Below are 15,342 nucleotides of genomic sequence, written 5' to 3' on the forward strand. Positions count from 1 at the left end.
CTATCGTATATATTTTATAGTGATTAATTATCTTAATCATACACCTAAAAATATTATTTTTGTTTTCTATAACAATAATTTATATATAATCATTAACTTGAATATTCATTGTATATTGATATCATTAATTTGAGGTGGTAAAAATGAGATTTGAAGATAAAAAAGAACTAGAATTCACCGTTTTAGGCTTCGATATTAAGATTGATACTTTCTACAAATTACTTTATCAAATTAACGATATAATCTTAGCAATGTTCTTTATCGTTGGTAGTTTTTTATTTTTTAAAGAGTCTACAACATTTGCTGGTACTGTTTTATTTGTAATTGGTAGTATTCAAATGCTTATAAGACCATTAATCGCTATTACACGAGACATTCATATTAGTAAGGTAAAAAAAGATATTACAAAATAGATAAAAATAGGAGTGGGACAGAAATCTTATTTTAATAAATAGATTTCGTAGTCTCACCCCGGCAAGGATAACTAGGGTTGGAAAAAGCTTGATATAAGCGCATTTTTAATCCAGTCAGCTACTGCCATTTTAATAAATGAGGCTGAGACATGTATTTATGTCCCAGCCTCATTTTGTTATTTCTTAATTCTAGCATTTTTTCTTATGTTTACAGTTATTATATCAACTCTTAAATGATATTTCACTTTAGACTTTTCTCGTGAAGATATACGAAAGTACTTTTAAAAGTGTAACTACTTGGATTATTGTCTTAGTTAATCCAATAAGAAGTACTCTACTTGGATTATTGTCTTAGTTAATCCAACAAAAGGTGCTCTACCTGGATTTTCGGCTTAGTTAATCCAACAAAAGGTGCTCTACTTGGATTTTCGGCTTAATTAATCCAACAAAAGGTGCTCTATTTGGATTTTCGGCCTAGTTAATCCAACAAAAGGTGCTCTACTTGGATTTTCGGCCTAATTAATCCAATAATAAAATCAACTCTTGCATTTTTGATTAATCCCATCCAAAAAAGAGCTAAGGATTTATATCCCTAGCTCCTCTATCGATATTAATATTGCTTAATATATTGTTCTCTTTCCCATTCTGATACTTGGGTTCTGTAGTAATCCCATTCTAATGATTTAGATTGGATAAATTGTCTGTAAATGTGATTACCTAATGCTGATCTTACTACATCGTTTTCTTTCATTGCTTTAACAGCTGTGTAAAGTGTTGATGGTAAGTCTTGTACGCCCACCGCTTCTCTTTCTTCTCTGTTCATTTCATAGATGTTTTGGTCTACTGATTCTGGTGGTGTTAATTTGTGTTTAATACCGTCTAATCCTGCTTCTAAGATTGTAGCTAATGCTAAGTATGGATTAGCTGCTGGGTCTACTGAACGGATTTCGACACGTGTTGACACGCCTCTTGATACTGGTATTCTTACTAGTGGTGAACGGTTCTGTCCACTCCATGCGATATAACATGGTGCTTCGTAACCTGGTACTAGTCGTTTGTATGAGTTAACTAATGGATTACATACTGCTGTGAATCCTCTTGCATTTTTCAAGATACCTGCAATAAAGTGGAATGCATTATCTGTAAGTTGCATGTCGCCATCTGGATCGAAGAACGCATTTTCTTTACCATTGAATAATGATACGTTAAAGTGCATTCCGCTTCCGTTTACACCGAATAATGGTTTTGGCATAAATGTTGCGTGTAAATTATGTTTACGTGCGATAGTTTTAACAACGAGTTTGAATGTTTGAATGTTATCACATGCTGTAATTGCGTCAGCATATTTAAAGTCTATTTCATGTTGGCCAGGTGCCACTTCATGGTGACTTGCTTCGATATCAAAGCCCATATCTTCTAATTCTAGTACGATATCACGACGACAGTTCTCACCTAAGTCTGTTGGTGCTAAGTCGAAGTATCCACCATTATCATTTAATTCTAATGTTGGTTCACCTTTTTCGTCTAGTTTAAATAAGAAGAATTCTGGTTCTGGTCCTAAGTTGAAATCTGTAAATCCTAATTCTTGCATTTCTTTTAAGACACGTTTCAAGTTAGTACGTGGGTCACCTGGGAATGGATTACCGTCTGGACTATAAATGTCACAGATTAATCGTGCTACTTTACCTTTACCTGCAGTCCATGGGAAAATCACCCAAGTGTTCAGGTCAGGACATAGATACATATCCGATTCTTCAATTCGCACGAATCCTTCAATTGAAGAACCGTCAAACATCATTTCATTGTTTAAAACTTTTTCTAATTGTGCAATTGGTACCTCTACATTTTTAATTGTTCCTAAAATGTCTGTAAATTGTAACCTTAAATAACGTACGTTTTCTTCGTCTGCAAAGCGAAAAATATCTTCTTTCGTAAATGTTTGCTTAGCCATGTGTTGATCCTCCAGTATTTTATTTAAAAAATCTTGATAAATCTCCACGGTTGAGTGGACCTTCTGTCTTCGAGGTACCTCTAATTACCCGCTCTCTCATACGTAGTTCTTCATCTGAAAGGTCATTTTTTTCTTCTAGAAGAATTTGTTTAATCCCTTTCATATTGAATCCCTTTTCGATGAGATTTTTAATTTCAAGTAATCTCTCTAAGTCATTTAATGAAAACAACCTCTGATTACCGTCAGTTCTTGTCGGTGTAACCAGCTCATTACTTTCATAATATCTGATTTGTCTTGCTGTAAGTTCTGTTAATTTGATGACTACACCTATTGGAAACACGGCCATGTTTCTTCTAATTAAATCTCTTGACAGCACGACCGCCTCCTTCTACTAAGAACTTAAAATAAATTTAGCACATAAATTTTCAGAAAACAATTATGTGTGAGGAAACCTCACACATAATTATAACATAACTAATTCTTTTTTCATTAATGTTTCCACTGCTCTAATTATCGCGATTTTAACGTGTTCATATGTTAATCCACCTTGAATATAAGCTTCATACGGTGCTCTAATTGGGCCATCAGCTGTTAATTCAATTGAAGAACCTTGTACAAAAGTTCCTGCTGCCATAATGACATCATCTTCATAGCCCGGCATATAACTAGGCATCGGGCTGAAATGTGCATTGATTGGCGATGCATGTTGTATAGACTGACAAAATGCAATCATTTGTTCAGCTGTATCAAATGTTACAGATTGTATTAAATCAGTTCTTTCATCTGTGTAATGTGGTGTTGTCTTCATATTTAATTTCTCCAATAGTAAGGACGTAAACAATGCGCCTTTTAAGCTTTGACTAACTACGTGTGGCGCTAAAAAGAACCCTTGATACATTTCAGGTAAACTACCTAATGAAGCCCCCGCTTCTTTACCGATACCAGGAGCTGTTAATCTATATGCACAACGCTCTATTAAATTTTGTTTACCTGAAATATATCCACCTATTTTAGATAATCCACCGCCTGGGTTTTTGATTAAAGAACCAGCAATTAAATCTGCGCCTACTTCTATAGGCTCTTTATCCTCTACGAATTCACCATAACAGTTATCTACGAAAATAATAATTTCTGGATAAACTTCTTTTATTCTAGTAATGGCATATCCTATTTGCTTTATTGTTAATGAAGGTCTAGAACTATAGCCTTTAGATCGTTGTATTGCGATTACTTTTGTTTTATCATTTATTTTGTTTAATACAGCATCAATATCAATATCATTATCTTTTAAAGGAACTTCATTGTATTGAATACCTTGTTCAATAAAACTCCCGATACCATTTCCATTAACACCGATTACTTCTAATAAAGTGTCATAAGGTGTACCTGTTATATACAGTAATTCTTCACCGTGTTTTAATTGACTATTTAATGCTATTGTAATCGCATGTGTTCCTGAAATAATTTGTGGTCTAACTAAACTATCTTCAGCTCGAAAGACTTCTGTATATACTTCTTCTAAATGATCTCGTCCCATATCATCATAACCATATCCTGTAGTACCGACTAAATCTGCTTCTGATATTTTCACTTTATGGAAAGCATCCAATACGCGTTCTTGAGCAATTAATGCATTATGCTCAATTCCATCAAAATATGGTCTTAATGTTGTTTCTACTTCTTTTACTAATGATTGTAATTTTTCTTCCATTTCTTTACCTCTTATTTTTGTTTATATCCTGTTATTTTATACATTTCATTTGTTTCATCAAACTCTAACGTTTCTACTAGTGTATGTGTTTTTTGCCAATACAATTGGTCAGCATCAGACGCATCTAATTCCATCTCATAATATTCCATTGTATTTTTAATCATTTCTACTAGCTTGTCTTTGAATACAACTTGATCTTGTTTATCTCTTGCTGACACAAATATAGAATTCTCGGAGACAGGTTGATTGATGTTATCTACTTTATCTTTTTTATTGAACACAACTAACATTGGAATGTGATTCATATCTAATTGTTTCACAAGTTTCATAACAGTTTCATACTGTTCCATATAATGTGGGTGACTAGCATCTACAACATGTATTAATAGTTGTGCATATTTTGCTTCTTCTAATGTTGATTTAAATGCTGCTATAAGTGTCGTAGGCAATTTTTGAATAAATCCAACCGTATCAGATAATATAATATTAAATCCTTCGTTTATTGAAACAGCTCTTGATTTAGGGTCTAACGTTGCGAATAATAAATCTTGTTCAAATGTTTCATCTTGTGATAACTGATTAAACCATGAAGATTTACCAGCGTTAGTATAACCTATTAACGCGACTTGATAAGCTTGGTTATGTTGTCTTCTTTCCCTATATCTTGAACGGTGAGATACAATCGTTTCTAGTTGATGTTTAATTTCGTTCATGCGCGTTCTAATGTGTCTTCTATCAGTTTCCAGTTTAGTTTCACCAGGACCTCTTGTACCAATTCCGCCACCTAAACGTGATAGACTTTTACCATGGCCAGACAGTCTAGGCAGTAAATAATCTAATTGTGCAAGTTCGACTTGTAACTGCCCTTCTCTACTAGAAGCACGTTGCGCAAATATTTCTAAAATTAATTGTGTTCTATCTATAATTTTAGTATCAAACAACTCATCTAATTGTTTCGACTGTGCAGTTGTTAACTCATCGTTAGCGATAATAGCATTTACTTTTACATCGTTTAAATCGATATATTCAATCACTTCTTCTATTTTACCTTTACCAAAGTAATATTGTTGATCTGGTCTATCTCTTTTTTGAGTAAATACTTCAATCACTTCTAATTGGCTTGTTTTAGCTAAAGATTTTAGTTCTTCAACTGTTGATTGAAACGTATCCTCATCTACTTGTTTATCATGGAAAGCTAATAATATTACTTTCTCCGTTTCATGATCTGTTGTTATTAAATCATTTTTCATTTTTATCACGCTCTCTTTACTTCATTTTAACATATAATTAGACATGCATATTAATATGACTTTGAATAAATCTTTACTATAATAGAGTTAAGAAAAGGAGTGATTAGAATGTCTATATATGACTTCGAGGTTGCTAAAACAAATGGAGATACTTATTCGTTATCTGAATATAAAGGTAAAGCACTATTAATTGTCAATACAGCAAGTGAATGTGGTTTCACTCCACAGTTTGAAGGATTGGAACAACTTTATCAAGATTATAAAGATAAAGACTTTGTAGTACTTGGTTTCCCTTGTAACCAATTTGGTAATCAAGAACCAGGTGATTCATATGAAGCTTATCAAAATTGTAAATTAAATTATGGTGTTACATTCCCAATGCACGAAAAGATCAAAGTAAAAGGTTCTGATCAACATCCACTTTATGACTATTTAACAAGTGCTAAAAAAGGCATTTTAAACGGCTCCATAAAATGGAACTTCACTAAGTTTTTAGTGAATAAAGATGGAGAAGTTGTTAATCGCTTCTCACCACAAAAAAGTCCAGAACAGTTAAGAAATGCTATAGAAGAAGTATTATAAAAAGAAAGAGTTCGAGACATTAATCATTGTTTCGGGCTCTTTCTATGTATTTGCAGTAGTGGACTCGATGTCTATGTTGCACGTGGATTTTGTAGTTCAAAACTTGGCTATAGCATTATCCTTATTGTCTTTTCTCACTAAACGTGTCAACAACGGTAGCCTTATTGTCTTTTCTTGCCAAACGTGTCAATAACGGTAGCCTTATTGTCTTTTCTCAGTAGTCTTGTCAATAAAGAGACTGTTATGTTTCACGTGAGCATCGTCTTGCAATATAACAGGACTTTATTTATTAAAATAAAAAAGCTAAGACAAATAAATTGTCTTAGCTTTTTTAGCCACGAGCACAAAAATTACGCATTTTCTTTATTTTCTTCTTCTTGTGCTACGACAAAAGTAGAAATAGCATGTTTGTAGATAAGATTTTCAGTGCCTAGAATATCTAGTAATACAACATTCTCGTCAAAGCCTACAATTTTGCCTTTCATTTGGAAACCGTTTAATAAGAAGACTGTTAATTCAGTACCTTCAGATTTGAACTTCTCCAATAATACTTCTTGAATATTTTCTTTCTCTGCCATATGACTTTCCCCTTCACTTGGATAATTGGATTACGTTGTCTGCGATTTCTGATAAAGACTGTTCATCCCGTTGAAACCAAGTTACATTCATTTTATTTTTAAACCATGTCAATTGACGTTTGGCGTATCTTCTTGAATTCTGCTTGATTTGTTCTATTGCAATATCTATGTCTTTTTCTCCTTTTACAACGGGTATTAACTCTTTGTATCCAATTGCTTGCATACTTTGTGAATGTTCATACCCCATATCAACGAGATTAGACACTTCTCTTAATAATCCTCGCTCCAACATCATGTCAACACGCATATTAATTCTTTCATATAAAGTTTCGCGCGACATGTCTATCCCAATTAATAATGTACCATATTTTCCAGAAAATGTCTGGCTTTTCTTTCTTTCACTTAATGTTTTTTTAGTCTTCAAGTAGTACTCTATGGCTCTTTCTACTCTTTGACGATTGTTTGGATGCACTGATGACGCAGTTTCTGGATCAAATTTTTTTAAATAATTGTGCAATTCAATATTTGTATAATTCGATAATTCATCAAATTTATTATTAATTTTTTCCAATTCCTCACTTGTGATTTCTTCTTTTTCTAAATGATAATCATACAGTACTGACTGAACATATAAACCAGACCCACCTACTAATATAGGAAGTTTTCCTCTATTATGAATATCATCGATTATATTGGAAACATCTTCTTTAAACTTGTACACAGAATAAGGCTCATCTGGATTGTATGCATCCACTAAATGATGTTTTATGCCTTCTTTTTCATCTTCTGTTACTTTTGCTGTACCTATATCTAATCCTTTATAAATTTGAAATGCATCACCATTGATAACTTCACCATTTAAAGCTTGAGCTAATCGTATACTAAGTTCAGTTTTACCAACTGCTGTTGGACCTACTATTGCGATTAACGGTTTTTTCGACATATTATTGTTCCTCTTTTTCTAATTGTTTAATTTGCGTCATCAACCAATTAAAGATGTGTTCATATACTACAAATTGGTTCGTTTCAAATAATACTTCATGTCTTTTATTTTTATATAATTGTACAGTGACATGTTTAACGCCATTTCTTTTATATAACGTGGCAAGCTTTTTAATACCTGTTCCAAAACCTCCAAAGTGATCTTCTTTACCAGAAAGCAGTAATATGGGCATATTGAGGTTTTGTTTTTTGATATAGCTTGATTTTTTGGATTGTTCAGCCGCTTTCACTGTTTCTAAAAAGACTCTGTGAGATACTGAATACCCAGTATAAGGATCTTCTTCGTAAATCTTTTTATTTTCTTCACTTTCGCTAATCCAATTGTTATCTTTATTTAATTCTTTATGTTTTCTATTAGGCGTCTTAAAGGCTAAGTTATTAATAAGTTTAGATTTAGTACGATTACCTAAAAATAGATTTACAAATTTTAATCCATATAAATTTAATTTACCTTGAATATTTGAATAGACAACAGTGCCGGATAAAATTAATATATTAACATCATCCGGATAATCATGAACATATTTTCTTGCTACTAAAGATCCCATAGAGTGACCTAACAGAATATAGGGCAAGTCATTGTTCAATTCAGGTTTGAAAGTATCTCTAATTTCTTTTAAATCTTCTACTAATTCTTTTAAACTATTAAAATGACCTCTAGTAGATTCTTCAATTTTTTTACCGTGGCCACGATGATTATGCCTAATAACATGAAAACCTCTTTTACAAAAATACTCTACTATGCCATCATATCTATCTTTATGTTCTGAAACACCATGTAAAATATGTAAGATACCTATTGGTTTTTCATCAGTTTTATCAATCGTCATTTCTAATGTTTGGCCAGATGATAATGTTATCATGTGATTAAATCTTCTCAAGATACGTACGCCTCCCTCAACCGTTATTATAGCAAATTCTATACTGCTTAAAAATACATTGCTTTCATACATAAAAATGCACCCAAAAATCAAGAGAAAATCTCACTTTTTGGGTGCGTTATTTGTAATCTTTAATTATTTAGCAATTGCAGGTTGATCATTTGGGTTAATCGCTTCTTTAACTGCTTTTTCTAATTCTTGTTTGTATACGCGTTTAGTATCTGCATCGTAGTTAAGAACTTTAGCCATAACTTCTAAGATACCATCTTTATATTCTAATACGTAATTGATATCAAAGTATAATCTACCTGAACGACGTACTAAGAAGTCAGTTGGTTTATGCACCATTTCTTTTTGAATACTATAGATAACTTCTGCATAAACTTCAACAGGTAAATCTAAGTCAGCAACTTGCGTAGCATGTGCAATTTCAAATACTTCATCTACGTTTGAACCATATTTTCTAGCTAAGTAACGTGCCACATCTTCAGAAAGATTGTAGTTTTTAGCTTCTTCTACTTTACTTTCAACAAATGCATCGTAGTTATTGCTTCCTCCTACGTTACCACCAGAAATATAAGTATGCTTAGTCTCACAAGGTTTGAATTTCAATTTGTATTCCTCTTTTAATCGTTTACTTAATAAATCTACAATATCTTGAGCCATGTGACGGTAACCTGTTAACTTACCACCAGCTATTGTTAATAGACCTGAGTCGCCTTCCCATATTTCATCTTTACGAGAAATTTCAGAAGGGTCTTTTCCTTTTTCAAAGATAAGAGGTCTTACACCAGCCCAAGTTGACTCGATATCACTATCTTCAACTTTAACTGTAGGGAACATATAACGAATTGCATCTAGTAAATATTGACGATCTTCTTCAGTAACTTTAGGTGAAGATTTATCGTTATCATATACAGTGTCAGTTGTACCAACGTATGCTTTACCTTCTCTAGGAATAGCGAAAATCATTCTGCCATCACTTTCAGTATCAAAGTATACTGCTTGTCCTAATGGGAAGACACTTTGATCAATAACAATGTGTACACCTTTAGTTAGTCTTAATTGTTTATTATTAGTAGAATAGTCTTTACTTCTCACGTCATCTACCCAAGGTCCTGCAGCGTTAATAACTCTTTTACCTTTAATTTCAAACATTTCATTGTGAAGTAAATCTGTCACTTCTACACCTGAAACTTTATTTTTCTTATTATATAAGAATTGATTTGCTTTAGCATAGTTGATGATATCTGCTCCAAATTCACGTGCGCGTTTCATTACTTCAATTGTTAAACGTGCATCATCAGTACGATATTCAACATAGTAACCGCCACCTTTAAGGCCATCTTGTTTAACAAGTGGTTCTTTTTCGATAGTTTCGTCTCTATTTAACATTGAACGGCGTTCTGATTTTTTAACACCTGCAAGAAAGTCATATACTTTTAATCCAATAGAAGTTGAAAATGGTCCCATACTTCCACCTTTATGCATCGGTAATAACATCCATTCAGGTGTTGTTACGTGAGGTCCATTTTCATATACAATTGCTCTTTCTTTACCAGTTTCAGCTACTACTCCAACTTGAAGTTGTTTTAAGTAACGTAAACCACCATGTACTAATTTAGTACTTCTAGAACTTGTACCTTGAGCAAAGTCTTGCATTTCTACTAAAGCGACTTTCATACCACGTTGTGAAGCATCAAGTGCGATTCCTGCACCTGTAATACCTCCACCTATAATAACGACATCATATTCTTTACTTTTAAGTTGATCTTTAACTTGATTACGATTTAATGCTGATAATTGTTGCATAACCATTTCCTCCTATAAATGTAAAAAAATGAGAGACTTATCCCTACAAATTAAATTGTATGAACAAAGCCTCTCACATCTCTACGGAATATTAACTTACCTTAATGATAACACAACTTAATCTAATTTAAAAGCTTGAGTGGCTTTAACTGCTGTTTTCCAACCTTTATAAAGAGATTCTCTCTCTTCTTCTTCAAGTTCTGGTTTGAATTCAGTTTCTAATTTCCATCTTTCTTGTATTTCATCTTTTGATTTCCAGAAGCCAACTGCTAAACCTGCAAGGTATGCAGCACCTAATGCTGTTGTTTCACTTACTTCTGGTCTTTCAACAGGTGTATTTACAATATCAGCTTGGAATTGCATTAAGAAATCATTCTTAACAGCTCCACCATCTACTCTTAAAGTTTCTACAGTAATACCTGAATCTTTTTCCATTGCTTCTAATACGTCACGAGTTTGATAACATAATGATTCTAAAGTAGCTCTAATGAAATGTTCTTTTTCAGTACCTCGAGTTAAACCAAATATTGCACCGCGTGCGTCAGCATCCCAATATGGTGTACCTAAACCAACGAATGCTGGTACTACATAAACACCTTCTGTTGATTTAACACGTTTAGCATAATCTTCAGAAGCTGGTGCTGATTTAATCATTCTTAAACCGTCTCTTAACCATTGGATAGCTGAACCAGATACGAATATACTACCTTCAAGTGCATAATTAACTTTACCATCTAAACCGTATGCTAATGTTGTTAATAAACCGCTTTCTGATTTAACTGCTTTTTCACCAGTGTTCATTAACATGAAACCACCAGTACCGTATGTGTTTTTAACTTCACCTTTTTCGAAACATGCTTGCCCAAATAAAGCAGCTTGTTGGTCACCTGCTACACCTGCAATTGGAATTTTTTCACCGAAGAAATGATGTTCTTGTGTATAGCCGTAAACTTCACTTGAAGGTTTTACTTCAGGTAACATTGATGAAGGTACAGTTAAATATTCTAATAGCTCTTCATCCCATTTTAAATCATAAATATTGTACATTAAAGTACGACTAGCATTTGAATAGTCTGTAATGTGCGTGCCACCAGTGAATTTCCAAATTAGCCATGTATCAATTGTACCGAATAATAAATCGCCATTTTCAGCTTTTTCTCTAGCACCTTCAACATTATCTAAAATCCATTTTACTTTCGTACCTGAGAAATATGGATCTAATAGTAAACCAGTTTTATCTTTGAAAATTGGCTCTAAATCTTTAGATTTTAACTCAGCACAAATGTCTTGTGTTTGTCTTGATTGCCATACAATTGCGTGATATACAGGACGTCCAGTATTTTTATCCCACACAACTGCAGTTTCCCTTTGGTTTGTAATTCCGATACCTTCAATTTGTTCAGGGGAAATATTATTCTCGTTTAATACACTTGCAATAACGGATAAAACTGATGTCCAAATTTCATTTGCATCATGTTCTACCCAACCACCTTTTGGAAAGTATTGCTTAAACTCACGTTGGCTTACAAATTGAATTGTCCCGTCTTTATCAAATAAAATCGCTCTTGAACTTGTCGTTCCTTGGTCAATTGATAAAATATATTTTTCCATATTAAACACTCCTAATATTTTGTATATTACAGAATCTCTGAAGTTTCATCTTTAAGAATTGCTTTATTCAATACTATACCGAATAACACTACAACGACAGTAAAGATGATTGAGAAAATGATAAATCCATTAACGATCCCGTTAAATAAAATGTTATATAAAGCTGCACCAAACATACCACCAGCGATTGGACCTAAAATAGGTACCGGTGAGTATTTCCAGTTAGAATCACCTTTACCTGGAATAGGTAATAACATATGCATAATACGAGGACCGATATCACGTGCTGGATTAATAGCATAACCTGTAGCTCCCCCTAAACTTAAACCAATCGCTACGATTAATAAACCAACTATTACTGGATTTAAACCATCTGTAAATTTATTAGCTCCTATAAATAATAATCCCATAACTAAGATCATAGTTCCAATAATCTCACTTAAGAAGTTTGCGATATAGTTTGGATATGAAGGTCCCGTAGAGAATACTCCAAGCTTCGCACCTTGATCTTCAGTTTTTTTCCAGTGAGGTAAGTAAGAAGCCCAAACGAAACCTGCACCGATCATTGCACCAATCATTTGTGCAATAATAAACGGTATAACTTTAGACCAAGGGAATGATCCATCAATTGCAAATCCTAACGTTACTGCAGGGTTTAAATGCGCTCCCGACACATTACCTACTGCATAAACACCTAACATTACGGCTAAACCCCAACCTAATGAAATAACTATCCAATCAGCACCTTTACCTAAAGTCCCTTTTAGGTTGACGTTAGCACAAACACCGCCACCAAATAAAGTTAATATGGCAGTTCCTACTAATTCTGCCAAAAATTCACTCATATTAAACAACCTCCTATAGATTCTTGCTAATACATAAAAAGACCCCTACACAAACCTATACAAATTCATTGCATAGATATCCACGTAGAGGTCTCATTTACTCATCTCATATATTAACTTACTTAAGAGTATAATACTTAATGAAAACGTTGTCAAATCGACTTACCAAATTTCTGTATCACTTGTCGTTATATACTTTGCACCGCTTTCAATAGCTAATTGTATTTCTTCTTCAGTGTTAATTAAACCACCAGCTATAATACTTTTCCCAGTCTTTTCACTAATTTCTTTTATTACTTTCGCAGCAACTCCAGGTAATACTTCAACGAAATCCGGATCAGCTTGTTTAATCAATTCTATACTTCTACTTAAAGCAGTACTATCCAATATAAATACTCTTAAAGTTGTAAGTGTATTTAACTTTTTAGCTCTTCTAATAACTTTTGTCTTAGTAGAAATAACACCATGCGGTCTAAATTGCTGAATAATATATTCAACAGCCGCTTCATCATTTGATAATCCTTTAATTAAATCTATATGCAACATAACTTCTTTATCGTTTTTCTTCATTTGATTTAAGATACCTTGTAAATGACCAATATGAGTATCTAATAAAACACATCTTTTATAATCTAACTTAAAAAACTTTTCCATATCTTTCATAGAGCGAATTGCGGGTAATAAATGCTCGTTCATATTATCCTCCTACATTACACGTTTAAATAACTTTTCTAGTTCATAAGTCGTTAATTCTATAATAATTGGTCTACCATGCGGACAAGTGAATGGATCAGTTGTTTCTCTTAACTCGTCTATTAAATGAGCCATTTCATGATTTCTTAAATAATGATTCGCTTTTATAGATTTTTTACAACTCATCATGATTGCCGCATCTTCTCTAAGTTTCTTAATATCTACACGCTCATGTTTTAATACATAATCAATCATATCTTTAATGACTTCTTCTGCTTCAACTTGAGGTAACCATACAGGATATTCACTAACCATATAATCATGATGACCAATAGGTTCTAAAAATATTCCTGCTTCTTTCAATGGTTGGAAGTATTTTTCTATAATCATATGTTCATCTCTAGAAAAATTAAAAGTTAAAGGTAATAATAAACTTTGAGTCTCGTTTGTTACCTCACCAATTTTCTCTTTGAAATACTCATATTTAATACGTTCTTGAGCTGCGTGTTGATCTATCATAAACATACCTGTATCATTTTGCGCAATGATATATGTGCCGTGAACTTGCCCTACTACTTCCATATAAGGAACTCTAGGTTTATCTTGCGTTTCATGTTGTTCAGGTGGCAATTCGTATGTGTCTTGATCGTATTGTGTTTGTTCTGTTTCTTCTCGCAAAATTGGTTCTTCTTTTTCAATATTAAACTCATTTTCCGGATTTTTATTTTCTTGTTCTTCATCTTCTACGTGATGAGCGCCTTGTTCTTCTTGTATATAAGAATTATTCTCTTTCGGTTTAAAATGCCATTGTGATGATGGTTCACTTTTTTCTGTTTCAGAAATAATAGGTTTAGGATCATTTATTGAGTTTGTAAAATTTGGTGTTGTAGGAGAATGATTCTCAGATGATGTTTCTGTTCGATTTTTTGCTTCAAAATCTATACGTTGTTGTTCAAATATTTCTTTCTGAGATTTCTTTTGTTGATGCTTCTCTAACGAAGTACCAGGTATTAAAGATAATCCTCTAAATGCTTCTTTAATTTTATGATTAATTAAATCGAACAACGACTGTTCTTTTGAAAGTCTAACTTCTAATTTAGTTGGATGCACATTCACATCAACTAAAATTGGATCCATTTCAATATTTAAGTAAGCGATAGGATATCGACCAATTGGTAAAAGTGTGTGATAACCTTCAATAATCGCCTTATTTAATACAAAATTCTTAATATAACGCCCATTTATGAATATAGAAATATAATGCCTATTGCTTCTTGTATGTTCTGGTTTACAAACGAATCCGTGCATAACATAGTCTTCAGTTTCACCTTTAATTTCAACTAAATCTTTCGCGATTTTCATACCATATATTTCAGCCATTACTTCATTTGTACGGCCAGAGCCATTTGTCGATATTACTGTTTTTTCATTAGAAACTAAGTTAAACGCTATGTGCGGATGACTCATCGCCATTCGGTTAACAATATCTGTAATTTTCCCTAATTCAGTATATAAACTTTTTACATATTTTAATCTTGCAGGTGTGTTATAGAACAATTCACTAACAAGAATATCAGTTCCTTTTTTAGCTTTAGCTGGCTGTTGTTTAATTATTTCTCCATTTTCAACATGGACTTCATGACCTAATAGACCATCTGTACAAGTTTTCATAGTTACTTTACTGACTGAGGATATACTCGCTAAAGCCTCACCTCTAAATCCTAAAGTTCTAATATGGAATAAATCATAATCGTTATCAATTTTACTTGTAGCGTGCCTACCAAAAGCTTTACCGATATCCTCTTCATCTATGCCTGTGCCATTATCTACAACTCTTATTGATTGTATACCTGATTCTTTAATTGTAATGTCAATTTGTGTTGCTTGTGCATCTATAGCATTTTCCAACAACTCTTTAACAACTGAAGCTGGTCTTTCAACCACTTCTCCAGCTGCTATTTTATTGGCTAAGGATAATTCAAGTTCTTTAATTTTTCCCAATGCATTCACACT

General features: G+C 32.9%; 14 protein-coding genes. 2 read left to right on the forward strand and 12 right to left on the reverse strand.

Annotated elements, in window-relative coordinates; translation table 11 throughout:
• Positions 1 to 143 precede the first annotated feature (143 nt).
• Positions 144 to 413, forward strand: a complete 270-nt coding sequence (locus tag LQ682_RS05400) for a YrhK family protein (protein ID WP_017000453.1) — start codon at positions 144 to 146, stop codon at positions 411 to 413.
• 610 nt (positions 414 to 1,023) lie between these two features.
• Here the strand turns inward: LQ682_RS05400 and glnA are convergent.
• The 4 genes from glnA to hflX form a co-directional block, all read right to left on the reverse strand.
• Positions 1,024 to 2,364, reverse strand: coding sequence for a type I glutamate--ammonia ligase (glnA, locus tag LQ682_RS05405; RefSeq protein ID WP_017000454.1), 1,341 nt, complete (start codon positions 2,362 to 2,364; stop codon positions 1,024 to 1,026).
• A 19-nt stretch (positions 2,365 to 2,383) separates the two neighbouring features.
• Positions 2,384 to 2,740 carry a MerR family transcriptional regulator gene (locus LQ682_RS05410; protein ID WP_017000455.1) on the reverse strand — a complete coding sequence of 119 codons (357 nt, stop codon included), beginning with the start codon at positions 2,738 to 2,740 and terminating at the stop codon, positions 2,384 to 2,386.
• A gap of 87 nt (positions 2,741 to 2,827) precedes the next feature.
• A complete protein-coding gene (locus LQ682_RS05415) occupies positions 2,828 to 4,075 on the reverse strand; it encodes a methionine gamma-lyase family protein (protein ID WP_103269393.1) in 1,248 nt (415 codons plus the stop codon).
• Between the two features lie 11 nt (positions 4,076 to 4,086).
• Positions 4,087 to 5,325: a GTPase HflX gene (hflX, locus tag LQ682_RS05420; RefSeq protein ID WP_017000457.1), complete on the reverse strand. Its 1,239-nt coding sequence runs from the start codon at positions 5,323 to 5,325 to the stop codon at positions 4,087 to 4,089.
• 108 nt (positions 5,326 to 5,433) lie between these two features.
• On the opposite strand from hflX, the gene LQ682_RS05425 reads away from it, so the two are divergent.
• Positions 5,434 to 5,907 carry a glutathione peroxidase gene (locus LQ682_RS05425; protein WP_017000458.1) on the forward strand — a complete coding sequence of 158 codons (474 nt, stop codon included), beginning with the start codon at positions 5,434 to 5,436 and terminating at the stop codon, positions 5,905 to 5,907.
• Between the two features lie 350 nt (positions 5,908 to 6,257).
• Here the strand turns inward: LQ682_RS05425 and hfq are convergent, their stop codons facing one another.
• The 8 genes from hfq to mutL form a co-directional block, all read right to left on the reverse strand.
• The gene (gene hfq / locus LQ682_RS05430) at positions 6,258 to 6,485 is read right to left on the reverse strand and encodes an RNA chaperone Hfq (protein WP_017000459.1); all 228 of its coding nucleotides are present in this window, start codon (positions 6,483 to 6,485) and stop codon (positions 6,258 to 6,260) included.
• A 13-nt stretch (positions 6,486 to 6,498) separates the two neighbouring features.
• Positions 6,499 to 7,428 carry a tRNA (adenosine(37)-N6)-dimethylallyltransferase MiaA gene (gene miaA, locus LQ682_RS05435; RefSeq protein WP_218729297.1) on the reverse strand — a complete coding sequence of 310 codons (930 nt, stop codon included), beginning with the start codon at positions 7,426 to 7,428 and terminating at the stop codon, positions 6,499 to 6,501.
• 1 nt (position 7,429) lies between these two features.
• Entirely contained in the window at positions 7,430 to 8,440 is a 1,011-nt protein-coding gene (locus LQ682_RS05440; protein WP_239723979.1) for an alpha/beta fold hydrolase, read from the reverse strand.
• A gap of 63 nt (positions 8,441 to 8,503) precedes the next feature.
• On the reverse strand, positions 8,504 to 10,180 hold the full coding sequence (locus tag LQ682_RS05445) for a glycerol-3-phosphate dehydrogenase/oxidase (RefSeq protein WP_017000461.1): 1,677 nt from the start codon (positions 10,178 to 10,180) through the stop codon (positions 8,504 to 8,506).
• A 117-nt stretch (positions 10,181 to 10,297) separates the two neighbouring features.
• Entirely contained in the window at positions 10,298 to 11,791 is a 1,494-nt protein-coding gene (gene glpK, locus LQ682_RS05450) for a glycerol kinase GlpK (protein ID WP_017000462.1), read from the reverse strand.
• Between the two features lie 26 nt (positions 11,792 to 11,817).
• Entirely contained in the window at positions 11,818 to 12,636 is an 819-nt protein-coding gene (locus LQ682_RS05455) for an MIP/aquaporin family protein (protein WP_017000463.1), read from the reverse strand.
• A 162-nt stretch (positions 12,637 to 12,798) separates the two neighbouring features.
• The gene (locus LQ682_RS05460; protein ID WP_017000464.1) at positions 12,799 to 13,332 is read right to left on the reverse strand and encodes a glycerol-3-phosphate responsive antiterminator; all 534 of its coding nucleotides are present in this window, start codon (positions 13,330 to 13,332) and stop codon (positions 12,799 to 12,801) included.
• A gap of 9 nt (positions 13,333 to 13,341) precedes the next feature.
• Positions 13,342 to 15,330 (reverse strand): DNA mismatch repair endonuclease MutL, encoded by a 1,989-nt coding sequence (gene mutL / locus LQ682_RS05465; protein ID WP_239723980.1) that lies wholly within the window; start codon positions 15,328 to 15,330, stop codon positions 13,342 to 13,344.
• Positions 15,331 to 15,342 lie beyond the last annotated feature (12 nt).

Origin of the sequence: Mammaliicoccus sp. A-M4 (assembly GCF_022386955.1) — a bacterium.
GTDB classification, from domain to species: domain Bacteria; phylum Bacillota; class Bacilli; order Staphylococcales; family Staphylococcaceae; genus Mammaliicoccus; species Mammaliicoccus lentus.